Below are 23,109 nucleotides of genomic sequence, written 5' to 3'. Positions count from 1 at the left end.
CCTAGTGAAAGGCTGCATCGCAAGGAGTTTAGATGAGTGCCGATAACGCCTACGCGGTCGAGCTGAAGGGACTGTCCTTCAAGCGCGGTGCGCGCAGCATCTTCAATAATGTCGATATCCGTATTCAGCGGGGCAAGGTCACCGGCATCATGGGGCCTTCCGGCTGCGGGAAAACCACGCTGCTGCGGCTGATGGGCGCGCAATTGCGGCCCAGCGCCGGCGAAGTGTGGGTCAACGGGCAGAACCTGCCCGCGCTGTCGCGCAGTGATCTGTTCGATGCCCGCAAGCAAATGGGCGTGCTGTTCCAGAGCGGAGCCCTGTTCACCGACCTCGACGTCTTCGAGAACGTGGCTTTCCCCTTGCGGGTTCATACCGAGCTGCCGGAAGAGATGATCCGCGACATCGTCCTGCTCAAATTGCAGGCCGTCGGGCTGCGCGGCGCCATCGACCTGATGCCGGATGAGCTGTCCGGGGGCATGAAGCGCCGGGTGGCCCTGGCGCGCGCCATTGCCCTGGATCCGCAGATTCTTATGTACGACGAGCCATTCGTGGGCCAGGACCCGATTGCCATGGGCGTCCTGGTGCGCCTGATCCGCCTGCTCAATGATGCCCTGGGCATCACCAGCATCGTGGTCTCCCACGATCTGGCCGAAACGGCGAGCATCGCTGACTACATCTATGTGGTGGGCGATGGCCAGGTGCTGGGCCAGGGAACTCCTGCCGAGCTGATGGACTCCGACAATCCGCGCATCCGTCAATTCATGAAGGGCGATCCTGACGGCCCGGTACCGTTCCACTTTCCAGCGCCGGACTACCGCGCAGATCTCCTGGGGAAGCGCTGATGCGCAAAATATCGTTACTCGAACGGGTTCGCCTCTTCGGTCGTTCAGGCATTGATGTCCTGGCGGTACTGGGGCGTTCCAGTCTGTTTCTGTTCCATGCCTTGTTGGGGCGCGGCGGCATCGGCTGTGGCTTTGGTCTGCTGGTCAAGCAACTGCACTCGGTGGGGGTGATGTCCCTGGTGATCATCGTGGTTTCCGGGGTGTTCATCGGTATGGTGCTGGCCCTGCAGGGGTTCAACATCCTGTCCAGCTACGGTTCCGAGCAGGCGGTGGGGCAGATGGTCGCCCTGACGTTGCTGCGTGAACTCGGCCCGGTGGTGACGGCGCTGCTGTTCGCCGGTCGAGCGGGTTCGGCCCTGACCGCGGAAATCGGCAACATGAAGTCCACCGAGCAGCTCTCCAGCCTGGAGATGATTGGTGTCGATCCGCTCAAATACATCATTGCCCCGCGTCTGTGGGCAGGTTTCATTTCCCTGCCGTTGCTGGCGATGATTTTCAGCGTAGTGGGGATCTGGGGCGGCTCCTGGGTGGCGGTTGACTGGCTGGGGGTCTATGAAGGTTCCTACTGGTCGAACATGCAAAACAGCGTGACCTTCAGTGGTGACGTGCTCAATGGTGTGATTAAAAGTATTGTTTTCGCCTTTGTAGTGACCTGGATTGCCGTATTCCAAGGCTACGACTGTGAGCCCACTTCAGAGGGGATCAGCCGTGCCACTACCAAGACCGTGGTGTACGCCTCCCTGGCGGTGCTCGGCTTGGACTTTATTCTGACCGCCTTGATGTTTGGAGATTTCTGATGCAAAACCGCACCCTGGAAATCGGTGTCGGCCTTTTCTTGCTGGCTGGCATCCTGGCTTTGCTGTTGCTGGCCTTGCGGGTCAGTGGCTTGTCGGCCGCCGCGAGCACCGATACCTACAAACTTTACGCGTACTTCGACAATATCGCCGGTTTGACTGTCAGAGCTAAAGTGACCATGGCCGGTGTGACTATCGGCAAGGTCACGGCTATCGATCTGGACCGCGACAGCTTCACCGGCCGGGTGACGATGCAATTGGAAAAGCGCGTGGATAATCTGCCGACTGACTCCACTGCATCTATTCTGACTGCGGGCTTGTTGGGTGAGAAATACATCGGCATCAGCGTGGGTGGGGAAGAGTCCCTGCTCAAGGATGGTGGCACCATCCATGACACTCAGTCGTCGCTGGTACTGGAGGACCTGATCGGTAAGTTCCTGCTCAATACCGTTAGCAAAGACGCTAAATGAGGAGTTTGTTCATGATCTCTACCTTGCGACGTGGCCTGTTGGTGTTGCTTGCGGCGCTACCTTTGATGGCTAACGCCGTGACCGGGCCTTCCGCCCATGAACTGGTTCAAGACACCACCAACCGCCTGCTGGCGGACCTGGCGGCCAATAAAGAGCAGTACAAGCAGAGCCCGAGCGCCTTCTACGACGCCTTGAACGGTATTGTCGGTCCGGTGGTGGATGCCGATGGCATCTCCCGCAGCATCATGACCGTGAAGTACTCGCGCAAAGCCACCCCGGAGCAGATGACCCGCTTCCAGGAAAACTTCAAGCGCAGCCTGATGCAGTTCTATGGCAACGCCTTGCTCGAGTACAACAACCAGGGCATTACGGTGTCCCCGGCCAAGGATGAAAGCGGCACCCGCACCAGCGTCGATATGCAGGTCAAGGGCAATAACGGGGCGATCTACCCCGTGTCCTACACCCTGGAGAAGATCAACGACCAGTGGAAAGTGCGCAACGTGATCATCAACGGCATCAACATCGGCAAGTTGTTCCGTGATCAGTTCGCCGATGCCATGCAGCGCAATGGCAATAACCTGGACAAGACCATCGACGGTTGGGCCGGGGAAGTGGCTAAGGCCAAGGAAGTGACCGAAGACGCCGCGCAGAAGGCTGCGCAATGAGTGAGGCGGCCGTCCGTTCCGGGGCTGCTGGCGAACTGTTGCTCAGTGGCGTGCTGGACTATCGCACCGGCCCTGGCCTGCGCAAGCAGGGCCAGGCCCTGATCAAGTCCAGCGCGGTGCCGGACCTGGTTGTGGATTGTTCGGCAGTGTCGAAGTCCAGCAGTGTCGGCCTTGCGCTGTTGCTGGCGTTCATGCGTGATGCCCAGGCGGCCGGCAAGGCCCTGAGCATCCGCGCCTTGCCCGAGGACATGCGCGAAATCGCCGAGGTTTCCGGCTTGACCGAAATCCTCACCCATCCTTAGTAACCCACATCTATATAGAAGCCCCCCGTCAGAGTCCTGCTATGCGGGGTTCGCAGGCGCGGGGCTTTTTTTGTATGATGTGCGACCCGCGCGCACAGGGCGCCGATTGAGGTTGAGCATGCAGGCCACCGAAGTGAAGAGCTTCCTTGAAGGAAAGCTGTCCGAGACTCTTTTATCCGTACAGGTAGAAGTTGAGGGCGAAGGCTGCAACTTTCAGCTGAACGTGATTAGTGACGAACTGGCGGCCTTGAGCCCGGTTAAGCGTCAGCAGAGCATTTATGCCCATTTGAACCCATGGATCGCCGATGGCAGCATCCACGCGGTCACTATGAAATTTTTCAGCCGCGCGGCCTGGGCCGAGCGCACCTGAGCAGCCCAAGGGCGTCGAGATTCTTATGGATAAATTGATTATTACCGGCGGCGTTCGCCTTGATGGCGAAATCCGCATTTCCGGGGCCAAGAACTCCGCGCTGCCGATCCTGGCGGCAACCCTGCTGTGCGATGGCCCGGTCACTGTGGCCAACCTGCCGCACCTGCACGACATCACCACCATGATCGAGCTGTTCGGTCGCATGGGCATCGAGCCGGTGATCGACGAGAAACTCAGCGTCGAAATCGACCCACGCACCATCAAGACCCTGATCGCGCCGTACGAGCTGGTGAAAACCATGCGTGCCTCGATCCTGGTACTGGGCCCGATGGTTGCCCGTTTCGGTGAAGCTGAAGTCGCCCTGCCTGGCGGTTGCGCCATCGGCTCGCGTCCGGTGGACCTGCACATCCGTGGCCTGGAAGCCATGGGCGCGGTGATCGACGTCGAAGGCGGCTACATCAAGGCCAAGGCCCCTGAAGGCGGCCTGCGCGGCGCGAGCTTCTTCTTCGATACCGTGAGTGTGACCGGTACCGAGAACATCATGATGGCCGCCGCACTGGCCAAAGGCCGCAGCGTGCTGCAAAACGCCGCCCGCGAGCCTGAAGTCGTGGACCTGGCGAACTTCCTGATCGCCATGGGCGCGAAAATCTCCGGTGCCGGCACCGACACCATCACCATCGATGGCGTCGAGCGTCTGCATTCGGCGTTCTACAAAGTCATGCCTGATCGGATCGAAACCGGCACCTACCTGGTGGCAGCTGCCGTCACCGGCGGCCGGGTCAAGGTCAAGGACACTGATCCGACCATCCTTGAAGCGGTCCTGGAAAAGCTCAAGGAAGCCGGTGCAGAAGTCACCACCGGCACCGACTGGATCGAGCTCAACATGCACGGCAAGCGCCCCAAGGCGGTCAACGTGCGAACCGCGCCTTACCCGGCGTTCCCGACGGACATGCAAGCGCAGTTCATCTCCCTGAACGCCATTGCCGAAGGCACGGGTGCGGTCATCGAGACGATCTTCGAAAACCGCTTCATGCACGTTTACGAACTGCACCGCATGGGCGCCAAGATCCAGGTCGAAGGCAACACTGCCATCGTGACCGGCACTGAAATCCTCAAGGGCGCGCCCGTCATGGCCACCGACCTGCGGGCTTCGGCCAGCCTGGTGATTTCGGCTCTGATGGCCGAAGGCGACACCCTGATCGATCGCATTTACCACATAGATCGTGGTTATGAGTGCATCGAAGAGAAGCTGCAGATGCTCGGCGCCAAGATTCGCCGCGTACCGGGCTAGTCGGTGTCATGGGCACAAGGACGTGCCCACACCTTGATTGAGTTTCAAGTCGAGCCTGTCATCAGGCTCGATCTGTGTCTGGCGCCATTTGCGACCGGGCATCAGTAGCCTGATAAGGACTGACGTTTCCCATGTTGACCATCGCATTGTCCAAGGGCCGTATCCTTGACGACACGCTGCCGCTTCTGGCTGAAGCGGGCATCGTGCCGACCGAGAATCCGGACAAGAGCCGCAAGCTGATCATTCCCACGACCCAGGCCGATGTGCGCCTGCTGATCGTGCGCGCCACCGATGTGCCGACCTACGTCGAGCATGGGGCCGCTGACCTCGGGGTCGCTGGCAAGGACGTGCTGATGGAATACACCGGCCAGGGCCTGTACGAGCCGCTGGACCTGCAGATTGCCAAGTGCAAGCTGATGACCGCCGGTGCCATCGGTGCCGCCGAGCCCAAGGGCCGGCTGCGCGTGGCCACCAAGTTCGTCAATGTGGCCAAGCGTTACTACGCCGAACAGGGTCGCCAGGTCGACATCATCAAGCTCTACGGTTCGATGGAGCTGGCGCCGCTGATCGGCCTGGCGGACAAGATCATCGACGTGGTCGACACCGGCAACACCTTGCGGGCCAATGGCCTGGAGCCCCAGGAGCTGATCGCCACCATCAGTTCGCGCCTGGTGGTCAACAAGGCTTCGATGAAAATGCAGCACGCCCGCATCCAGGCGTTGATCGACACCCTGCGCAAAGCAGTGGAGTCGCGACACCGCGGCTGATTCACATGCGTGGCCTTGAGCCACGCCCATCTATCCGCGTCATAGCCAGAATGCTCAGGTGCCCACGCGGATGGCTTGGTAGTCTTGCGGCGCCTGAGCTTTGCAAAACCAAGCTTGTCCTTTTGAGCACTCGCCAATAAATGAGGCCTTCGCTATGACCGCTCCCACTGCAATTCGCCGACTCAACGCTGCCGACCCGGATTTCGCCCAGCATCTGGATCATCTGCTGAGCTGGGAAAGTGTCTCTGACGACTCGGTCAATCAGCGGGTGCTGGACATCATCAAGGCCGTGCGTGAACGCGGCGATGCGGCGCTGGTGGAATTCACCGAGCGCTTCGATGGCTTGCAGGTCAGCTCCATGGCCGACCTGATCCTGCCCCGTGAGCGCCTGGAACTGGCCCTGACCCGCATCACCGTACCCCAGCGCGAAGCCCTGGAAAAAGCCGCCGCGCGGGTCCGCAGCTATCACGAAAAACAGAAACAGGATTCCTGGACCTACACCGAGGCCGACGGCACCGTGCTGGGGCAGAAAGTCACCCCGTTGGACCGTGCCGGCCTGTATGTACCCGGTGGCAAGGCGTCCTACCCGTCCTCGGTGTTGATGAACGCGATCCCGGCCAAAGTGGCGGGGGTCACCGAGGTGGTGATGGTAGTGCCTACGCCGCGTGGCGAGGTCAATGAACTGGTGCTGGCCGCAGCCTGCATCGCCGGGGTCGACCGGGTGTTCACCATCGGTGGCGCCCAAGCGGTTGCCGCCCTGGCCTATGGCACCGAAAGCGTGCCCCAGGTGGACAAGGTGGTCGGCCCGGGCAACATCTATGTGGCCACTGCCAAGCGCCACGTGTTTGGCCAGGTGGGCATCGACATGATTGCCGGCCCCTCCGAGATCCTCGTGGTCTGTGACGGCCAGACCGACCCGGACTGGATCGCCATGGACCTGTTTTCCCAGGCTGAGCACGATGAAGACGCCCAGGCGATCCTGGTCAGCCCGGACGCGGAGTTCCTCGACCAGGTGGCGGCGAGCATCGCCAAGCTGCTGCCGACCATGGAGCGTGCCGAAATCATCAACACCTCGATCAATGGCCGTGGCGCCCTGATCAAAGTGCGCGACATGCAGCAGGCCATCGACGTGGCCAACCGCATCGCGCCGGAGCACTTGGAGTTGTCGGTGGCGGACCCACAAGCTTGGCTGCCGCAGATTCGTCACGCGGGGGCGATCTTCATGGGCCGTCACACCTCCGAAGCCTTGGGCGATTACTGCGCCGGGCCGAACCACGTGCTGCCGACCTCCGGCACCGCACGTTTCTCCTCGCCACTGGGCGTGTACGACTTCCAGAAACGTTCGTCGATCATCTTCTGCTCCGAGCAGGGCGCATCCGAACTGGGCAAGACCGCGTCGGTGCTGGCCCGTGGCGAGTCGCTGACCGCCCACGCCCGCAGTGCCGAATACCGCATCGTCGACGATCAAGCAAAGGGGCAATGAGCATGAGCAAATTCTGGAGTCCGTTCGTCAAGGATCTGGTGCCTTATGTGCCGGGCGAACAGCCAAAGCTGACCAAGCTGGTCAAGCTCAACACCAACGAAAACCCTTATGGCCCGTCGCCCAAGGCCCTGTCGGCGATGCAGGCCGAGCTCAATGACAACCTGCGCCTGTACCCGGACCCCAACAGCGACCTGCTGAAGCAGGCGGTGGCTGGCTATTACGGCGTGCAGAGCAACCAGGTGTTCCTCGGCAACGGTTCGGATGAAGTCCTGGCGCACATTTTCCACGGCTTGCTGCAACACGATCAGCCGTTGCTGTTCCCGGACATCAGCTACAGCTTCTACCCGGTGTATTGCGGCCTGTACGGCATCGACTTCGAAGCGGTGCCCCTGGATGAGCAGTTCCAGATCCGCACGGCGGACTATGCCAAGCCCAATGGCGGGATCATCTTCCCTAACCCGAACGCGCCCACCGGCTGCCTGCTGCCCCTGGACGCGGTGGAGCAGATCCTCAAGGCCAGCCCGGATTCGGTGGTGGTGGTCGACGAAGCCTATATCGACTTTGGCGGTGAGACGGCCATTGGCCTGGTGGATCGCTATCCGAACCTGCTGGTGACCCAGACCCTGTCCAAGTCGCGCTCCCTGGCGGGCTTGCGGGTCGGCCTGGCGGTGGGTCATCCGGACCTGATCGAGGCCCTGGAGCGGATCAAGAACAGCTTCAACTCCTACCCCCTGGACCGCTTGGCGATTGTCGGTGCAACCGCCGCGTTCGAAGACCGCGAGTACTTCCAGAGCACCTGCCAGCGGGTGATCGACAGCCGCGACTACGTGGTGGCGCAACTGCAGGCCAAGGGGTTCGAGGTGCTGCCGTCGGCGGCCAACTTCATCTTTGCCCGTCACCCCGGGCACGACGCGGCCGGCCTGGCGGCCAAGCTGCGGGAGCAAGGAGTGATCGTCCGCCACTTCAAGCAGCAGCGCATTGCCCAGTTCCTGCGTATCTCCATCGGCACGCCAGAGCAGAACCAGGCGCTGATTGACGGACTGGGCGAGCTTTAAGCCCTTGAAGATAAAAAGCCCGCTCCCTCACAGGAGCGGGCTTTTTTATAGGCTGAGGGTCAGGCTCAGGGTGAAGTTGCGCGGCTCCCCGGGGTTGACCCAGTAGTTGCTGTAAGAGCGCTCGTAGTACTTCTCATCGAACACATTGTTCAGGTTCAGGCCCAAGGTCACCTGCTCACTGGCCTTGTAGTGGGCCAACAGGTCCACGGTCTGGTAGGCCGGTAACTCGAAGCGGCTGCCGGCTTCCCCGGAACGGTCGCCCACGTACGTGAAGGCTGCGCCGACATCCGAGCCGCGCAACGAGCCTTCCTGAAACTCATAGACCCCCAGAAGGCTGCCGCTGCGCTTGGCCACGCCGAGAATGCGGCTGCCAGCGGGAATGGACGGGTCGCCCTCGGTGACCTTGGCGTCGATGTAGGCGAAGGCGCCGATCAGCCGCACCGCGTCGGTGAGTTGCCCGGTCACTTGCAGGTCCAGGCCCTGGCTGCGGGCTTTGCCCATGGCCCGGTTGCTGTTGGTGGCCGGGTCGAGGGCCAGGACGTTTTCCTTTTCGATGTGGAAGGCGGCGAGGGTGCTGCTCAGGCGCTCGTCGAACAGCTCGCTCTTGATCCCCACTTCATAACCGACGCCTTCTTCGGGCTTGAAGGTTTTGCTCTCGGCGTCCAGGCCGTTGTTGGGCTTGAACGAGGTGGAGGCGTTGGCGAACAGGCCCACTTGCGGGGTCAGTTGGTACAGCAGGCCGGCGCGCTGGGTCAGGGCGTCGTGAGTCTGGCGCGAGGGGAGGCCACTGACGTGGTCGTCGATGCGTTGTTCGAAGTGCTCGAAGCGCGCCCCGAGCATGCCCCGCAGGCGGTCGCTGAAGATGATCTGGTCCTGCAGGTTCAATGCCTGGCTTTGCACGTGCTCGGAGAAGTCGGTGCCGGAGCGCAGGCCATTTGGCTTGGGCTGGCCGTACACCGGGTTATAGATATCGATGGGGTAGGTGCTGCCCGTAATGGTGGTGACCCGTTCGTTCTTGCGGTAGTTCTCGTATTCGCTGCCGATCAGCAACTGGTGTTGCCAGCTGCCGATGTCCAACAGGCCGTGGAGTTCCAGCTGGGTGATGCTGTCATGCCAGTTGCTGTCGCGCTCGCGATAGCGCCGATTGACCGTGCGCAGGTCGGCATTCAAAGGCCGGGCTTCCGAGGCGAAGCCCCAGAGCTTGCCCTCTTTGTAGTGGCTGGCCAGGCGCAATTTCCAGGCGTCGTTGAGGTGATGCTCCAGGGCTGCTTGCAGCATGTTGTTGTGGTTGTCGATGTTGCCGTCATTGGGTTCGCCGAGGAAGGTCGAGCGTGACACGCCGCTCCAACGATTGTTCGGCGCGACAATGCCGCGGTCGAAGGTCGAGCTGTGGCGCACGAACTCGCTTTCCAGCAACAGGTGGGTGTCTGGGTTGATCTGCCAGCTCAGGGAGGGTGCGACGAACACCCGTTGGCTGTCGACGTGATCGCGGAAACTCTGGTTGTCTTCGACTGCCAGGTTGACCCGGGACAGGACCTGGCCTTGCTCGTCGAGCGGCGTGTTGAGGTCCAGGGCGGTGCGGTAGCGGTCCCAGCTGCCGACGCTGGTCTGCAGGGTGGTGAAGGCTTCCGGCTGAGGCTTCTTGCTAACAATGTTCACCGTGCCACCCGGGTCGCCACGGCCATAGAGACTGGCGGCGGGGCCTTTGAGCACTTCGATGCGTTCGATATTGGCCGCATCCGGTGTGCTCGGGTAGCCGCGGTTGGCGCTGAAGCCGTCCTTGTAGAACTCCGACGTGGTGAAGCCGCGCACGCTGTATTCGTAGAGCGTCAGGCCGCCGAAGTTGTTTTGCTTGGAGACACCACCGGCGAATTCCAGGGCGCGCTCGACACTCGTGCTGCCCAAGTCCTTGAGCACGCTGGCAGGGATCACGCTGATGGACTGGGGAATGTCACGGATCGCTGTGTCGGTCTTGGTCGCACTGGAGGCGCGGCTTGCCTGATAACCCTTGAGCGGGGCGTTGGTGGATTCGTATTCGGAGGTGATGCTGGTGGCGTCGAGTTCGAGCGGCTGGGGTTCTTCGGCGAGCAGGGGATCGGCCAGCAGGCCCAGGGTCAGGCCTGCCAGAGAGGCAAATGTTCGAGACGTCATGAAAGGGTTCCAATATCGATATTGAAACAATATAACATGACTAATGAGAATTTATATCGTTAGCCCGGCGTGCCGGGCTACGACTTACTCTTCTTCTTTGACTGGCGCCGGTGGCGGACGCAGGCCGATCTCGGCGGTGAGCTTGATCTCCTTGCCATTGCGCATCACCAGGATGCTCACCTTGTCGCTGGGCTTGATCCGCGCGACCTGGTTCATCGAGCGGCGACCGTCGCCGGCGGGTTCTCCGTCGATGCTGAGAATCACGTCACCCAATTGCATGCCGGCCTTCTGCGCCGGGCCATCGCGGAAAATCCCCGCAACCACGATCCCGGGGCGCCCTGACAGGCCAAAGGACTCCGCCAGTTCCTGGGTGAGTGGCTGCACTTCGATGCCCAGCCAGCCACGAATGACCTGGCCGTGTTCGATGATCGACTTCATCACCTCCATGGCCAGCTTGATCGGGATGGCAAAACCGATGCCCTGGGAGCCGCCGGACTTGGAGAAGATCGCGGTGTTGATCCCGGTCAGGTTGCCGTTGGCATCCACCAAGGCGCCGCCGGAATTGCCCGGGTTGATCGCCGCGTCGGTCTGGATGAAGTCTTCGTAGTTGTTCAGGCCCAACTGGTTGCGCCCGGTGGCGCTGATGATGCCCATTGTCACGGTCTGGCCGACACCAAAGGGGTTGCCGATGGCCAGCGCAACGTCACCCACGCGGATGTTTTCCGAGCGGCCAATGGTGATCGATGGCAGGTTTTTCAGGTCGATCTTGAGGACTGCGAGGTCGGTTTCCGGGTCGCTGCCGATGACGCGGGCCAGGGTTTCACGGCCGTCCTTGAGCGCCACCACGATTTGCTCGGCGCCGGAGGTCACATGGTTGTTGGTCAGCAGGTAGCCTTCGGGGCTCATGATCACCCCCGAACCCAGGCTCGACTCCATGCGCTGCTGCTTGGGCAGGTTATCGCCGAAGAACCGGCGAAATTGCGGGTCCTCGAACAACGGGTGGGCGGGTTTGTTGATGACCTTGGTGGTGTAGAGGTTGACCACTGCCGGCGCGGCAATCACCACAGCGTCCGCGTAAGAGACCGGGCCCTGCTGAGTGTTGCTGGTCTGCGGCGCCTGTTGCAGGTTGACGTCCAGGCTGGGCAGCCCGACCCACTCCGGATAACGCTGGATAATCAGTAACGCGATAAGCACACCGGCCAGCAGCGGCCAGCCAAAAAAACGCAGAGCCTTGAACATTGAGCAAGTCCTGGGTGGTTGCGAAGGACCGCGCACGGCCCATAATGTCGCGCATTATACGAGGCCAAGCGCGCCTCTGAACGGGATATTTAGGAGTCTTTTATGGCCGTTGCCCTGAGCACCCTGGTGGAAGAAGCCGACCGTTATCTGGGCAGTTCGCGGATTGCCGACTATTGCCCCAATGGCCTGCAGGTCGAGGGGCGCCCGCAGGTGATGCGCATCGTCAGTGGCGTCACCGCCAGCCAGGCATTGCTCGATGCCGCCGTCGAGGCCAAGGCCGATCTGGTGCTGGTGCACCATGGTTACTTCTGGAAAGGCGAGAACCCGTGCATCACGGGCATGAAGCAGCGGCGCCTGAAAACCCTGCTCAAGCACGACATCAGCCTGCTGGCCTACCACTTGCCCCTGGATCTGCATCCGGACGTTGGCAACAACGTGCAACTGGCGCGGCAACTGGACATCACCGTCGAAGGGCCCCTGGATCCGGACAACCTGAAAATCGTCGGCCTGGTGGGCTCACTCAACGAACCCATGACGCCACGGGACTTTGCCCGACGCGTGCAGGAAGTCATGGGGCGCGAGCCGTTGTTGATCGAAGGCGAGGACATGATCCGCCGCGTCGGCTGGTGCACCGGCGGTGGCCAGGGCTACATCGACCAGGCCGTGCAGGCCGGCGTTGACCTGTACCTGAGCGGCGAAGCCTCGGAGCAGACCTATCACAGCGCCCGGGAGAACGGCATCAGTTTTATTGCCGCCGGCCATCACGCCACCGAGCGTTATGGCGTCCAGGCCCTGGGTGATTACCTGGCCCGGCGCTTCGCCCTGGAGCACCTGTTCATCGACTGCCCCAACCCCATCTAACGCTCCGCCTGTTGGCGCCGGCTTGTCGGCGATCGCCGTTTGAGGGGCATCCGACGTCGCCGCCCCCGGCGATTTCACGAGCGCCAACCTCGGCCAGCCGGCACCCCACAAGCCACGGACAGACCCAAACGAGGCGATATATTCATATATCGTTTCGTTCTATTTGGCGCCCTGAATAGAAGCGGCACGCTGTGCTAGCATGCCCCGCTCGAACACGGCCCGATGGCCGTTCATAAGAAAGCTTTCGTGAGTAGCCATGGTCGACAAACTGACGCATCTGAAACAGCTGGAGGCGGAAAGCATCCACATCATCCGCGAGGTGGCCGCCGAGTTCGATAACCCGGTGATGCTGTACTCCATCGGTAAAGACTCCGCCGTGATGCTGCATCTGGCACGCAAGGCGTTCTTCCCGGGCAAGCTGCCGTTTCCGGTGATGCACGTCGATACCCAGTGGAAATTCCAGGAAATGTACAAGTTCCGCGATCGCATGGTCGAAGAGCTTGGCCTGGACCTCATCACCCACGTCAATCCTGACGGTGTGGCGCAGGGTATCAACCCCTTCACCCACGGCAGTGCCAAGCACACCGACATCATGAAGACCGAGGGCCTGAAACAGGCACTGGACAAGCATGGTTTCGACGCAGCGTTCGGCGGTGCCCGTCGCGATGAAGAGAAGTCCCGCGCCAAAGAGCGCGTGTATTCCTTCCGCGACAGCAAGCACCGTTGGGACCCGAAGAACCAGCGCCCCGAGCTGTGGAACGTCTACAACGGCAACGTCAACAAGGGCGAGTCGATCCGCGTGTTCCCGCTGTCGAACTGGACCGAGTTGGACATCTGGCAGTACATCTACCTGGAAGGCATCCCGATCGTGCCGCTGTACTTCGCTGCCGAACGTGAAGTGATCGAGAAGAACGGCACGTTGATCATGATCGACGACGACCGCATCCTCGAACACCTGTCCGACGAAGACAAAGCCCGAATCGTCAAAAAGAAAGTACGTTTCCGTACCCTTGGCTGCTACCCGTTGACGGGTGCGGTGGAGTCCGAAGCCGAGACGCTGACGGACATCATTCAGGAAATGCTCCTGACGCGAACTTCCGAGCGCCAGGGCCGTGTCATCGACCACGATGGTGCAGGCTCGATGGAAGACAAGAAGCGTCAGGGGTACTTCTAAGCTTCGAGTTACAAGCGGCAAGCTGCAAGTTAAAGGCGGTATGCGTAACTTCGCAGTTTGGCGCTTGCGGCCTGTTGCTGTGAGCCGGGATCGAGTGACTCGTAATGGATTTCGAGAAGCTGATTGTTTGGCAGCGAAGCAAGTGTTTGGCAGTAGGGATCTACAAAGAATTTGCGCGATGTGGGGATTTTGGGTTCAAGGATCAAATCACCCGCTCGGCACTTTCAGTGCCTTCCAATATTGCTGAAGGCATGGAACGTCGCAGTGCCAAGGAGAAGGTTCGTTTTCTCTGGATTGCGAAAGCGTCCTGTGGGGAGCTACGTACCCAAGTCCTTATTGGTCGAGACATTGCTTACATCGCAGACCCGCTGGCCGAAAATTGGATTATGGAAACCCGCGAACTCTCAAGAATGCTGCGCGGGTTGATCAACAAAATTTCTGACTAGCTGTACGCCGACAAGCTTGCCGCTTGAAGCTTACAGCTCGGAGCTTGAACCCAATGAGCCACCAATCTGATTTGATCAGCGAGGACATCCTCGCCTACCTGGGCCAGCACGAGCGCAAGGAAATGTTGCGCTTCCTGACCTGCGGCAACGTCGACGACGGCAAGAGCACCCTGATCGGGCGCCTGCTGCACGACTCCAAGATGATCTACGAAGATCACCTGGAAGCCATCACCCGCGATTCGAAGAAAGTCGGCACCACCGGCGACGATATCGACCTGGCGTTGCTGGTTGACGGCCTGCAGGCCGAGCGTGAGCAGGGCATCACCATCGATGTCGCCTACCGCTACTTCTCCACTGCCAAGCGTAAATTCATCATCGCCGACACCCCCGGCCATGAGCAGTACACCCGCAACATGGCCACCGGTGCGTCCACCTGTGACCTGGCGATCATTCTGATCGACGCCCGCTACGGCGTTCAGACCCAGACCCGTCGCCACAGCTTTATCGCCTCGTTGCTGGGGATCAAACACATCGTGGTGGCCGTCAACAAGATGGACATCAATGGCTTCGATCAAAGCGTATTCGAGCAGATCAAGGCCGATTACCTGAAGTTCGCCGACGGTATCGCTTTCAAGCCGAGCACCCTGGCTTTCGTGCCGATGTCGGCGCTCAAGGGCGACAACGTGGTGAACAAGAGCGAGCGTTCGCCTTGGTACACCGGCCAATCGTTGATGGAGATCCTGGAAACCGTCGAGATCGCCAACGACCGCAACTACACCGACCTGCGTTTCCCGGTGCAGTACGTCAACCGTCCGAACCTGAACTTCCGCGGTTTCGCCGGCACCCTGGCCAGCGGCATCGTGCACAAGGGCGACGAAGTCGTGGTCCTGCCGTCGGGCAAGAGCAGCCGGGTCAAATCCATCGTCACCTTCGAAGGTGAGCTGGAGCACGCCGGCCCAGGCCAGGCCGTGACCCTGACCATGGAAGACGAGATCGACATCTCCCGTGGCGACCTGCTGGTGCATGCCGACAACGTGCCGCAAGTGACCGACGCCTTCGACGCCATGCTGGTGTGGATGGCCGAAGAGCCGATGCTGCCCGGCAAGAAGTACGACATCAAGCGCGCCACCAGCTACGTGCCGGGTTCCATCACCAGCATCGTGCACCGTGTGGATGTGAACACCCTGGCCGAAGGCCCGGCGAGTTCGCTGCAACTGAACGAGATCGGCCGGGTCAAGGTCAGCCTCGACGCCGCCATCGCGTTGGACGGTTACGACAGCAACCGCACCACCGGTGCGTTCATCGTGATCGACCGTTTGACCAACGGCACCGTGGCGGCGGGCATGATCATCGCTCCGCCGGTCACCCACGGCAGCTCGGCTCAGCACGGCAAGTTGGCCCACGTGGCCACCGAAGAGCGCGCCCTGCGCTTCGGCCAGCAACCGGCTACCGTGCTGTTCAGCGGCCTGTCGGGTGCTGGCAAAAGCACCCTGGCTTATGCGGTTGAGCGTCGCCTGTTCGACATGGGCCGCGCGGTGTTCGTCCTCGATGGCCAGAACCTGCGTCACGACCTGAACAAGGGCCTGCCTCAGGACCGCGCCGGGCGTACCGAGAACTGGCGTCGTGCGGCCCACGTGGCCCGTCAGTTCAACGAAGCCGGCCTGCTGACCCTGGCCGCTTTTGTTGCACCGGACGCTGAAGGCCGTGAACAGGCCAAGGCGCTGATCGGCAAGGAGCGTTTGCTGACCGTTTACGTCCAGGCTTCTCCAGCGGTGTGCGCCGAGCGCGATCCGCAAGGCCTGTACGCGGCGGGCGGGGATAACATCCCGGGCGAGTCCTTCCCTTACGACGTGCCGTTGAATGCCGATCTGGTGATCGACACCCAGGCCCTGTCGCTGGAAGAAAGCGTCAAGCAGGTGCTGGATCTGTTGCGTCAACGCGGCGCGATCTAAACCACGCGGCCACAAAAAAGCCCGCCACCGAGTGATCGGTGGCGGGCTTTTGCATTGTGGGTGTTGCGGCTGATGTCATCGCCGGCAAGTCGCCTCCTACATGGGAATGCGATCAACCGTAGGAGCCGGCTTGCCGGCGATGGAACCCTCAAGACCGGCCAGGATATTCCTGATGCAACCGCTCGAGCAGTGCATCTTTGTCTTCCCACAGCTTATTGATCCACCCCTGGAACGCCAACCGGTACTCCCCATCCTGCTCATAATTCTTGCCAATGAACTGTGGCGGAATCTGCAATTCTTCAAACTGCACCACCACGTCTTTGACTCGACCGCACAGCAGGTCCCAGTAACCGGGCCGTCCGGCTGGGTAGTGGATGGTCACGTTGACGATGGACTCCAACTGTTCGCCCATGGCATCCAGCACAAAGGCAATGCCGCCGGCCTTGGGTTTGAGCAGGTAGCGAAACGGTGATTGCTGCTGGGCGTGCTTGCCCTCGGTAAAGCGCGTGCCTTCAGCGAAGTTGAAGATGCCCACCGGCTGGTTGCGAAACTTCGCGCAGGTCTTGCGGGTGGTTTCCAGGTCCTTGCCTTTCTTTTCCGGGTACTTCTCCAGGTAGGCCTTGGAATAGCGCTTCATAAAGGGAAAGCCCAATGCCCACCAGGCCAGGCCGATGACCGGCACCCAGATCAGTTCCTGCTTGAGAAAGAACTTCAGCGGGCGGATGCGTCGGTTGAGCACGTACTGCAGCACCATGATGTCGACCCAGCTCTGGTGGTTGCTGGTCACCAGATAAGAGTGCTGGTAGTCCAGGCCCTCCAGGCCGCGCAGGTGCCAGCGGGTGCGGCAGACCAGTTGCATCCAGGCCTTGTTGTTGCTGATCCAGGCCTCGTGGGTGTGGTTCATCAGCCAGAGGCTCAAGCGCTGGGTGAGGGCGAAGGGCAGGGCCTTGACGATCGCCACGCAGAACAGAAACGAGCACAGCAGGATGGTGTTCAGCGCCAGGAGCAGCGAGGCGATGACCCCGCGCAGGGCGGCAGGCAGAAATTCCAGCATTTAGACATCCATAGGTCGGTTGGCGGCTTGGATCGCGGTGAGGGCGATGGTGTAGACGATGTCATCGACCTGGGCGCGCGCGGCAGGTCGTTCACCGGTTTGCGCAGGCCTTGCAGCATCGGCCCCAGGCTCACGCAATCGGCGCTGCGTTGCACCGCCTTGTGGGTGGTGTTGCCGGTGTTCAGGTCGGGGAACACAAAGACCGTGGCCTTGCCGGCGACCTGGCTGTTGGGGGCCAGTTGCCGGGCCACGTTTTCATTGGCAGCGGCGTCATATTGCAGCGGGCCGTCGATCAGCAGCGTGCTTTGCGCTTCATGGGCCAGCAAGGTGGCTTCGCGGACCTTTTCCACTTCTTCGCCGCTGGCCGAGTCGCCGCTGGAATAGCTGATCATCGCCACTCGCGGGGTGATGCCGAAGGCGGCGGCCGAGTCGGCGCTTTGCAGGGCAATCTCCGCCAGTTCGCTGGCGCTGGGGTGCGGGTTCATCACGCAGTCGCCGTACACTAGCACCTGCTCGGGGAACAGCATGAAAAACACGGAGGACACCAGGGTGCAGCCGGGTGCGGTCTTGATCAGTTGCAGGGCCGGGCGAATGGTGTTGGCGGTGGAGTGAATGACCCCCGAGACCAGGCCGTCGACTTCATCCAGGGCCAGCATCATGGTGCCGATCACCACCGGGTCTTCCAGTTGCTGCTCGGCCATGGGCGCGTTGAGGCTTTTACTCTTGCGCAAAGCCACCATGGGCTCCACGTAGCGCTCGCGCACCAGGTCCGGGTCGAGGATCTCCAGGCCCGGCGGCAACTCGATGCCGTGGGCGCGGGCCACGGCCTGCACGTCTTCCGGTTTGGCCAGGAGCACGCAGCGGGCAATGCCCCGGGCCTGGCAGATAGCCGCCGCTTGTACGGTCAACGGCTCGCTGCCTTCCGGCAGGACGATGCGTTTGTTGGCCTCCTGGGCACGCTGGATCAACTGATAGCGGAACACCGCCGGTGACAGGCGCATTTCCCGCGGGGTGCCGCAGCGCTGGTGCAGCCAGCGGGCGTCCAGGTGGCTGGCGACGAAGTCGGTGATGATTTCCGCGCGCTCGCGGTCATCGATGGGGATTTCCTTGTTCAGGCCATTGAGCTGGTTGGCGGTGTCGTAAGAGCCGGAGCTCACCGACAGCACCGGCAGGCCGGCATTCAGCGCGCCGCGGCACAGCTCCATGATCCGTGGGTCGGGCAGGGTGTCACTGGTCAGCAGCAGTCCGGCCAGAGGCACGCCGTTGATCGCTGCCAGGCTGACAGCGAGGATGATGTCGTCGCGGTCGCCCGGGGTTACCACCAGCACGCCGGGCTTGAGCAGTTCCACGGTGTTGCGCATGGTGCGCGCGCAAATGATGATTTTGCTCATGCGCCGGCTTTCATAGTCGCCGGCATTGAGCACTTGGGCGCCCATCAGGTCCGCCACATCGCGGGTGCGCGGGGCATTCAGTTCCGGCTGGAAGGGGATGCAGCCCAGCAGGCGGAAGTCGCCGCTGCGCAACAGCGGCGAGTGTTCTTTCAGGCGCGCGGAGAATTGCTCCATGCTTTCGTCGGTGCGCACCTTGTTGAGGATCACCCCGAGCACTTTCGGGTCTCGCGGGCCGCCAAACAGCTGCGCTTGCAACTCCACGCGCCCGGACAGTTCGGTGAGCACTTCGTTTTCCGGCGCCGAGACCAGGATCACCTCGGCATCCAGGCTTTTCGCCAGGTGCAGGTTGACCCGGGCCGCGTAGCTGGCGCTGCGGGTCGGCACCATGCCCTCGACGATCAGCACGTCCTTGCCGATGGCGGCTTCCTGATAGAGGGTGATGATTTCTTCCAGCAGCTCATCCAACTGACCGTCGCCGAGCATCCGCTCGACATGGGCCAGCGCCAGGGGCTGCGGCGGCTTGAGGCCGTGGGTGCGGGCCACCAGCTCAGTGGAGCGCTCGGGGCCGGTATCGCCGGGATGGGGCTGGGCAATGGGCTTGAAAAAGCCGACTTTCAGGCCGGCCCGTTCCAGGGTGCGCACCAGCCCGAGGCTGATGGAGGTCAGACCCACACCAAAATCGGTGGGCGCGATAAAAAAAGTTTGCATGCGAATTCTCAGAAGGTGCATGGCAAAGGTGGCGGTCTATGGCTGGCCGCCTACCTGATCGTCAGGCGCTAAGGTTATCGTTATCCGCGCCCTGCGCACACCAGCCACAGGCAAAGGCCTGGCCTATTTTTTCCTGGCGTTGCGCGGGGTCCAGGACCCAGCTGCGGGATTGCCAGGGCGGCAGGTGGCGCAAGTGCTGGGTGTGGCCGCAGGACAGTTCGACGACCCAATGGCTGTCTTCATCCTGATGAAAACCGGTGACTGTGGAGGGTTTCATGGGTGTCCGTCTGTCTGGGTTCCGTTCGCTTTCGAGCGATGGCTTCGCTAAACTTGCTGCTCTTCATTTCTAATGCAAAAGGTCTCGCCCCATGCTGATCGCCGCCAATAAGGCTGTCTCCATCGACTATACCCTGACCAACGACGCTGGTGAGGTCATCGACAGCTCTGCCGGCGGCGCCCCGCTGGTCTACCTGCAAGGCGCAGGTAACATCATCCCAGGCCTGGAAAAAGCCCTGGAAGGCAAGCAGGTTGGTGATGAACTGACCGTTGCCGTAGAACCTGAAGATGCCTACGGCGAATACGCGGCCGAACTGGTCAGCACCTTGAGCCGCAGCATGTTCGAAGGCGTCGACGAGCTGGAAGTGGGCATGCAGTTCCACGCGTCCGCTCCGGACGGCCAGATGCAGATCGTCACCATCCGTGACCTGGACGGCGACGACGTGACCGTTGACGGCAACCACCCGTTGGCCGGCCAGCGTCTGAACTTCCAAGTAAAAATCGTCGCCATCCGCGACGCCAGCCAGGAAGAAATCGCTCATGGCCACGTCCATGGCGAAGGTGGCCATCACCACTGATTTTCTGCGCTAAGCTCAAGTTGACTGGAGAGGCGCCCGAGGGCGCCTTTTTAGTCGGCGCGGTTATTGCCGTGGGCACAGGGTGTGCTGTCGAGAGGCTGTTTTCTGTTAGAACACGGGAATTTGGAGTTCGTCATGAGTGCTTTTCACGACCTTAAATTGAAAGCCCTGGATGGTCAGGAGCTACCGCTCGCCCCTTTCAAAGGGCACGTCGTGCTGGTGGTCAACGTCGCCTCCAAGTGTGGCCTGACACCACAATACGCGGCGCTGGAGAACCTCTATCAGCAGTACAAGGGCCAGGGGTTCAGTGTCTTGGGCCTGCCGTGCAATCAGTTCGCCGGGCAGGAGCCAGGCTCCGAGCAGGAGATTCAGGACTTCTGCAGCCTCAACTATGGCGTGACCTTTCCGCTGAGCAGCAAGCTGGAGGTGAATGGTCCGGAGCGTCACCAGTTGTACCGTCTGCTGGCGGGCGAAGGCGCGGAGTTCCCGGGGGATATCACCTGGAACTTCGAGAAATTCCTCCTGGGCAAGGACGGTCGCGTCCTGGCGCGTTTCTCCCCACGCACGGCACCGGATGATCCGGCGGTGGTTCAGGCGATCGAAAAAGCCCTGAGCTGACCCTGACTGCCGGGCCCCGCTGCCCGGCCAGTTCCCTCCGAGTTTCCTTGAATTCCCTTCTGCGCTTTTGCACCTTAATCACCCTGATCAATAGTGCTGTGCTGCGCTTCAGACGATGAATATTATCGCCATCATAAGTTTGTCGGCCCGCGTCCTGTCGGGTGTCGACGTCCCGATCAATGATCCGAGCCCGCTGATCCCCGGAGTGCCGCATGCCCGTACAAGCCTTGTTCAAACCTTTCCAGCTCGGCGCCCTGGAGTTGCCGACCCGTGTGGTCATGGCGCCCATGACCCGTTCGTTTTCCCCGGGTGGCGTCCCCAACTCGAAAGTCATCGAATACTACCGGCGTCGTGCCGCAGCCGGCGTGGGCCTGATCATCACCGAAGGCACCACCGTCGGGCATCCGGCCGCCAACGGCTACCCCAACGTGCCGCATTTCTACGGTGAGGCAGCCCTGGCCGGCTGGAAGAAAGTGGTGGATGCGGTCCACGCGGCAGGTGGCAAGATCGTTCCGCAACTCTGGCACGTGGGCAACGTGCGACGCCTGGGCACTGAGCCGGACGCCAGCGTGCCGGGCTTTGGCCCCTGCGAGAAGCTCAAGGACGGGCAGGTGGTGGTGCACGGCATGACCCATCAAGACATTCAGCAGGTCATCGCAGCGTTCGCCCAGGCGGCCAAGGATGCCCAGAGCATCGGCATGGACGGCGTGGAGATCCACGGTGCCCATGGCTATCTGGTGGACCAGTTCTTCTGGGAAGGCAGCAACCAGCGCACCGACGAGTACGGCGGCGACCTGGCCCAGCGTTCGCGTTTTGCCATTGAGTTGATCCAGGCGGTGCGTGCGGCGGTGGGCCCGGACTTCCCGATCATCTTCCGTTTCTCCCAGTGGAAGCAGCAGGATTACAGCGCTCGCCTGGTGCAAACCCCGGAAGCCCTGGGCGCGTTCCTCAAGCCTCTGGCGGATGCCGGCGTGGATATTTTCCACTGCTCGACGCGGCGTTTCTGGGAGCCGGAGTTCGAAGGTTCCGAGCTCAACCTGGCTGGCTGGACCCGCAAGCTCACCGGCAAACCCACCATCACCGTGGGCAGCGTCGGCCTGGACGGCGAGTTTCTGCAGTTCATGGTCAACACAGACAAGGTGGCGCAACCGGCGAGTCTGGAAAAGCTCCTGGAGCGCCTGAACAACGACGAGTTCGACCTGGTGGCCGTGGGCCGCGCCCTGTTGGTGGATCCGGATTGGGCGCAGAAGGTGCGTGAAGGTCGTGAGCAAGACATCCTGCCCTTCAGCCGCGAGGCGTTGATGACCTTGGTTTAAGCGCGACCTGATCACGGGCAGGCCCACGCCTTCGACCGAGATGGCGTGGGTTTGCCGATGATGGGTTCAGATCAGCCCGGTCTCAGTGCTGCAGTGTTCAAGGCAGTAACCGGCCGTCAGGCAGCCCTTGCTCGACCTGGCAGGCCCCGCGCAATTGGTTCTCAAACTGCTCGATGATTGCCGGCCAGCCCTGGCGGCTGGCATGTTGCCGAGCATTGAGCCGCACCCGACGCAGGGTTTCCTGCTCCTCCAGCAGCCAGGTGGCGGCGTCGCAGAAGGCGCTTTCATCCCCCGGCATGGCCAGCACCCCGTTATAGCCGTGGCGAATGTGCTGGGCGGCCGCGGCTTGGTCATACGCCACCACGCCCAACCCCGATGCCAGGGCTTCGAGCACCACGTTGCCGAAGGTCTCGGTCAGGCTGGGAAAAAGAAACAAGTCCCCCGACGCGTAATGACTGGCCAGGGTTTCGCCGCGCTGGCTGCCACAAAAAATCGCCTCGGGCAGTTCCTGCTGCAAGTCCGCCCGCTGTGGCCCATCGCCCACCACAATCAGCTTCATCCGCCGTTGTGGATAGGCGTTGCTCAGGCTGTTGAAGCAGCGCTTGAGCAGGCCGAGGTTTTTTTCCGGTGCCAGGCGCCCGACGTGGATCACCGCAACATCGTCGGGCCCCAGGCCCCAGCTTTCCCGCAGCTCGTTGCGGCGCCTGGTGGGGTGGAAGAGTTGGCTGTCGACGCCTCGGGCCAGCAGGGCCAGGCGTTCGAAATGCCGACGTTCCAATTCCAGGCGCTGGCTGGTGCTGGGCACCAGGGTCAATTGGGAGCGGTTGTGAAACCAGCGCAGGTAATGGGTCAGCAGGCGGGTCAACAGGCCCAGGCCGTACTGGCTGGAGTACTGTTGGAAGTTGGTGTGGAAACCGCTGACCACGGAAATCCCCAGGCGCCGCGCCGCCCGTAGGGCAGACAGCCCCAAGGGGCCTTCGGTGGCGATGTACAACACGTCCGGGCGCTGGCGCTTCCAGCGGCGTAACAGCTTGTGCATCGACGACTGGCCCCATTGCAGGCCTGGATACCCCGGCAGCGGCCAGCCGCGGCATAACAGCAAGGCGTCGTCGCTGGGGCGGGTCTGATCACAACCCTGGCGTGGGCGGATCAGCTCAACCTGGTGTCCACGGGCGCGCAGGCCGTCGCACAGGCGGCCCAGGGTATTGGCCACGCCGTTGATTTCCGGGGGGAAGGTTTCGGTGATCAGGGTGATGTGCAGGGCTGTCGTCATGACCTCAGTGTCGGCTGAGGCCATGTCGCCCGC

Annotated in this window: 21 protein-coding genes and 2 pseudogenes; 17 read left to right on the top strand and 6 right to left on the bottom strand. The window is 61.7% G+C overall.

Translation table 11 applies throughout. The features are described from left to right. Positions 1 to 32 precede the first annotated feature (32 nt). The 10 genes from M1B34_RS03675 (at position 33) to hisC (ending at position 8,039) form a co-directional block, all read left to right on the top strand. Positions 33 to 842 (top strand): ATP-binding cassette domain-containing protein, encoded by an 810-nt coding sequence (locus tag M1B34_RS03675; RefSeq protein WP_123337163.1) that lies wholly within the window; start codon positions 33 to 35, stop codon positions 840 to 842. Next, entirely contained in the window at positions 842 to 1,639 is a 798-nt protein-coding gene (gene mlaE / locus M1B34_RS03670) for a lipid asymmetry maintenance ABC transporter permease subunit MlaE (RefSeq protein WP_268264466.1), read from the top strand. The genes M1B34_RS03675 and mlaE overlap by 1 nt, the downstream gene beginning before the upstream one ends. Beyond that, positions 1,639 to 2,106 carry an outer membrane lipid asymmetry maintenance protein MlaD gene (gene mlaD / locus M1B34_RS03665; RefSeq protein ID WP_123337159.1) on the top strand — a complete coding sequence of 156 codons (468 nt, stop codon included), beginning with the start codon at positions 1,639 to 1,641 and terminating at the stop codon, positions 2,104 to 2,106. The genes mlaE and mlaD overlap by 1 nt, the downstream gene beginning before the upstream one ends. 11 nt (positions 2,107 to 2,117) lie before the next feature. Then, positions 2,118 to 2,771, top strand: a complete 654-nt coding sequence (locus M1B34_RS03660) for an MlaC/ttg2D family ABC transporter substrate-binding protein (protein ID WP_268262865.1) — start codon at positions 2,118 to 2,120, stop codon at positions 2,769 to 2,771. Then, on the top strand, positions 2,768 to 3,073 hold the full coding sequence (locus tag M1B34_RS03655) for an STAS domain-containing protein (protein WP_123337154.1): 306 nt from the start codon (positions 2,768 to 2,770) through the stop codon (positions 3,071 to 3,073). The genes M1B34_RS03660 and M1B34_RS03655 overlap by 4 nt, the downstream gene beginning before the upstream one ends. Positions 3,074 to 3,191: 118 nt before the next feature. Beyond that, positions 3,192 to 3,443, top strand: a complete 252-nt coding sequence (locus M1B34_RS03650) for a BolA family protein (RefSeq protein WP_123337152.1) — start codon at positions 3,192 to 3,194, stop codon at positions 3,441 to 3,443. 25 nt (positions 3,444 to 3,468) lie between these two features. Continuing rightward, positions 3,469 to 4,734 (top strand): UDP-N-acetylglucosamine 1-carboxyvinyltransferase, encoded by a 1,266-nt coding sequence (gene murA, locus M1B34_RS03645; RefSeq protein ID WP_123337150.1) that lies wholly within the window; start codon positions 3,469 to 3,471, stop codon positions 4,732 to 4,734. Positions 4,735 to 4,865: 131 nt separating this feature from the next. Further along, a complete protein-coding gene (gene hisG / locus M1B34_RS03640; RefSeq protein WP_123337148.1) occupies positions 4,866 to 5,501 on the top strand; it encodes an ATP phosphoribosyltransferase in 636 nt (211 codons plus the stop codon). A 154-nt stretch (positions 5,502 to 5,655) separates the two neighbouring features. Beyond that, a complete protein-coding gene (gene hisD / locus M1B34_RS03635) occupies positions 5,656 to 6,984 on the top strand; it encodes a histidinol dehydrogenase (RefSeq protein ID WP_123337146.1) in 1,329 nt (442 codons plus the stop codon). A 2-nt stretch (positions 6,985 to 6,986) separates the two neighbouring features. Then, positions 6,987 to 8,039, top strand: coding sequence for a histidinol-phosphate transaminase (gene hisC, locus M1B34_RS03630; RefSeq protein WP_268264465.1), 1,053 nt, complete (start codon positions 6,987 to 6,989; stop codon positions 8,037 to 8,039). A 45-nt stretch (positions 8,040 to 8,084) separates the two neighbouring features. Here the strand turns inward: hisC and M1B34_RS03625 are convergent, their stop codons facing one another. Continuing rightward, the gene (locus M1B34_RS03625) at positions 8,085 to 10,190 is read right to left on the bottom strand and encodes a TonB-dependent siderophore receptor (protein WP_268264464.1); all 2,106 of its coding nucleotides are present in this window, start codon (positions 10,188 to 10,190) and stop codon (positions 8,085 to 8,087) included. A gap of 84 nt (positions 10,191 to 10,274) precedes the next feature. Next, the gene (algW, locus tag M1B34_RS03620; protein WP_123337140.1) at positions 10,275 to 11,429 is read right to left on the bottom strand and encodes a Do family serine endopeptidase AlgW; all 1,155 of its coding nucleotides are present in this window, start codon (positions 11,427 to 11,429) and stop codon (positions 10,275 to 10,277) included. A 102-nt stretch (positions 11,430 to 11,531) separates the two neighbouring features. Here algW and M1B34_RS03615 point away from each other — a divergent pair, with 102 nt between their 5' ends. The 4 genes from M1B34_RS03615 (at position 11,532) to cysN (ending at position 15,862) form a co-directional block, all read left to right on the top strand. After that, positions 11,532 to 12,290, top strand: a complete 759-nt coding sequence (locus tag M1B34_RS03615) for a Nif3-like dinuclear metal center hexameric protein (RefSeq protein WP_268262862.1) — start codon at positions 11,532 to 11,534, stop codon at positions 12,288 to 12,290. Between the two features lie 256 nt (positions 12,291 to 12,546). Further along, positions 12,547 to 13,464 (top strand): sulfate adenylyltransferase subunit CysD, encoded by a 918-nt coding sequence (gene cysD, locus M1B34_RS03610; protein WP_123337137.1) that lies wholly within the window; start codon positions 12,547 to 12,549, stop codon positions 13,462 to 13,464. A 104-nt stretch (positions 13,465 to 13,568) separates the two neighbouring features. Beyond that, positions 13,569 to 13,910 (top strand): four helix bundle protein, encoded by a 342-nt coding sequence (locus M1B34_RS03605; RefSeq protein ID WP_268262861.1) that lies wholly within the window; start codon positions 13,569 to 13,571, stop codon positions 13,908 to 13,910. 53 nt (positions 13,911 to 13,963) lie between these two features. After that, positions 13,964 to 15,862, top strand: coding sequence for a sulfate adenylyltransferase subunit CysN (cysN, locus tag M1B34_RS03600; protein WP_123337135.1), 1,899 nt, complete (start codon positions 13,964 to 13,966; stop codon positions 15,860 to 15,862). 148 nt (positions 15,863 to 16,010) lie between these two features. Here cysN and M1B34_RS03595 read toward each other — a convergent pair whose 3' ends face one another. The 3 genes and pseudogenes from M1B34_RS03595 to M1B34_RS03585 all read right to left on the bottom strand — a co-directional run bounded on the left by M1B34_RS03595 (position 16,011) and on the right by M1B34_RS03585 (position 19,415). After that, entirely contained in the window at positions 16,011 to 16,916 is a 906-nt protein-coding gene (locus tag M1B34_RS03595; protein WP_268264463.1) for an acyltransferase, read from the bottom strand. Next, positions 16,917 to 19,015: pseudogene (pta, locus tag M1B34_RS03590) on the bottom strand (phosphate acetyltransferase). It abuts the gene before it with no gap. Positions 19,016 to 19,076: 61 nt separating this feature from the next. Continuing rightward, positions 19,077 to 19,415: pseudogene (locus M1B34_RS03585) on the bottom strand (DUF3565 domain-containing protein). On the opposite strand from M1B34_RS03585, the gene M1B34_RS03580 reads away from it, so the two are divergent. The 3 genes from M1B34_RS03580 (at position 19,384) to M1B34_RS03570 (ending at position 21,803) form a co-directional block, all read left to right on the top strand. Further along, positions 19,384 to 19,869 carry an FKBP-type peptidyl-prolyl cis-trans isomerase gene (locus tag M1B34_RS03580; protein ID WP_123337129.1) on the top strand — a complete coding sequence of 162 codons (486 nt, stop codon included), beginning with the start codon at positions 19,384 to 19,386 and terminating at the stop codon, positions 19,867 to 19,869. The pseudogene M1B34_RS03585 and the gene M1B34_RS03580 sit on opposite strands and share 32 nt — an antisense overlap. A 135-nt stretch (positions 19,870 to 20,004) precedes the next feature. After that, on the top strand, positions 20,005 to 20,487 hold the full coding sequence (locus M1B34_RS03575) for a glutathione peroxidase (RefSeq protein WP_123337127.1): 483 nt from the start codon (positions 20,005 to 20,007) through the stop codon (positions 20,485 to 20,487). A 212-nt stretch (positions 20,488 to 20,699) separates the two neighbouring features. Further along, positions 20,700 to 21,803 carry an NADH:flavin oxidoreductase gene (locus tag M1B34_RS03570; RefSeq protein WP_123337125.1) on the top strand — a complete coding sequence of 368 codons (1,104 nt, stop codon included), beginning with the start codon at positions 20,700 to 20,702 and terminating at the stop codon, positions 21,801 to 21,803. Positions 21,804 to 21,900: 97 nt separating this feature from the next. Here M1B34_RS03570 and M1B34_RS03565 read toward each other — a convergent pair whose 3' ends face one another. Further along, positions 21,901 to 23,100: a glycosyltransferase family 4 protein gene (locus M1B34_RS03565; protein ID WP_123337123.1), complete on the bottom strand. Its 1,200-nt coding sequence runs from the start codon at positions 23,098 to 23,100 to the stop codon at positions 21,901 to 21,903. Between the last annotated feature and the right edge of the window lie 9 nt (positions 23,101 to 23,109).

The sequence above is a fragment of the Pseudomonas morbosilactucae genome, from assembly GCF_023241715.1.
In the GTDB taxonomy this organism is placed as follows: domain Bacteria; phylum Pseudomonadota; class Gammaproteobacteria; order Pseudomonadales; family Pseudomonadaceae; genus Aquipseudomonas; species Aquipseudomonas morbosilactucae.
Note: the sequence above shows the minus strand (reverse complement) of the source record. Positions and strands in the feature narration are given on the sequence as shown.

Bases quoted from the DNA above. Each gene is read 5' to 3' on its own strand.
- M1B34_RS03675 (WP_123337163.1), top strand. From the start codon at position 33: ATGAGTGCCGATAACGCCTACGCGGTCGAGCTGAAGGGACTGTCCTTC.
- mlaE (WP_268264466.1), top strand. From the start codon at position 842: ATGCGCAAAATATCGTTACTCGAACGGGTTCGCCTCTTCGGTCGTTCA.
- mlaD (WP_123337159.1), top strand. From the start codon at position 1,639: ATGCAAAACCGCACCCTGGAAATCGGTGTCGGCCTTTTCTTGCTGGCT.
- M1B34_RS03660 (WP_268262865.1), top strand. From the start codon at position 2,118: ATGATCTCTACCTTGCGACGTGGCCTGTTGGTGTTGCTTGCGGCGCTA.
- M1B34_RS03655 (WP_123337154.1), top strand. From the start codon at position 2,768: ATGAGTGAGGCGGCCGTCCGTTCCGGGGCTGCTGGCGAACTGTTGCTC.
- M1B34_RS03650 (WP_123337152.1), top strand. From the start codon at position 3,192: ATGCAGGCCACCGAAGTGAAGAGCTTCCTTGAAGGAAAGCTGTCCGAG.
- murA (WP_123337150.1), top strand. From the start codon at position 3,469: ATGGATAAATTGATTATTACCGGCGGCGTTCGCCTTGATGGCGAAATC.
- hisG (WP_123337148.1), top strand. From the start codon at position 4,866: ATGTTGACCATCGCATTGTCCAAGGGCCGTATCCTTGACGACACGCTG.
- hisD (WP_123337146.1), top strand. From the start codon at position 5,656: ATGACCGCTCCCACTGCAATTCGCCGACTCAACGCTGCCGACCCGGAT.
- hisC (WP_268264465.1), top strand. From the start codon at position 6,987: ATGAGCAAATTCTGGAGTCCGTTCGTCAAGGATCTGGTGCCTTATGTG.
- M1B34_RS03625 (WP_268264464.1), bottom strand. From the start codon at position 10,190: ATGACGTCTCGAACATTTGCCTCTCTGGCAGGCCTGACCCTGGGCCTG.
- algW (WP_123337140.1), bottom strand. From the start codon at position 11,429: ATGTTCAAGGCTCTGCGTTTTTTTGGCTGGCCGCTGCTGGCCGGTGTG.
- M1B34_RS03615 (WP_268262862.1), top strand. From the start codon at position 11,532: ATGGCCGTTGCCCTGAGCACCCTGGTGGAAGAAGCCGACCGTTATCTG.
- cysD (WP_123337137.1), top strand. From the start codon at position 12,547: ATGGTCGACAAACTGACGCATCTGAAACAGCTGGAGGCGGAAAGCATC.
- M1B34_RS03605 (WP_268262861.1), top strand. From the start codon at position 13,569: ATGGATTTCGAGAAGCTGATTGTTTGGCAGCGAAGCAAGTGTTTGGCA.
- cysN (WP_123337135.1), top strand. From the start codon at position 13,964: ATGAGCCACCAATCTGATTTGATCAGCGAGGACATCCTCGCCTACCTG.
- M1B34_RS03595 (WP_268264463.1), bottom strand. From the start codon at position 16,916: ATGCTGGAATTTCTGCCTGCCGCCCTGCGCGGGGTCATCGCCTCGCTG.
- M1B34_RS03580 (WP_123337129.1), top strand. From the start codon at position 19,384: ATGCTGATCGCCGCCAATAAGGCTGTCTCCATCGACTATACCCTGACC.
- M1B34_RS03575 (WP_123337127.1), top strand. From the start codon at position 20,005: ATGAGTGCTTTTCACGACCTTAAATTGAAAGCCCTGGATGGTCAGGAG.
- M1B34_RS03570 (WP_123337125.1), top strand. From the start codon at position 20,700: ATGCCCGTACAAGCCTTGTTCAAACCTTTCCAGCTCGGCGCCCTGGAG.
- M1B34_RS03565 (WP_123337123.1), bottom strand. From the start codon at position 23,100: ATGGCCTCAGCCGACACTGAGGTCATGACGACAGCCCTGCACATCACC.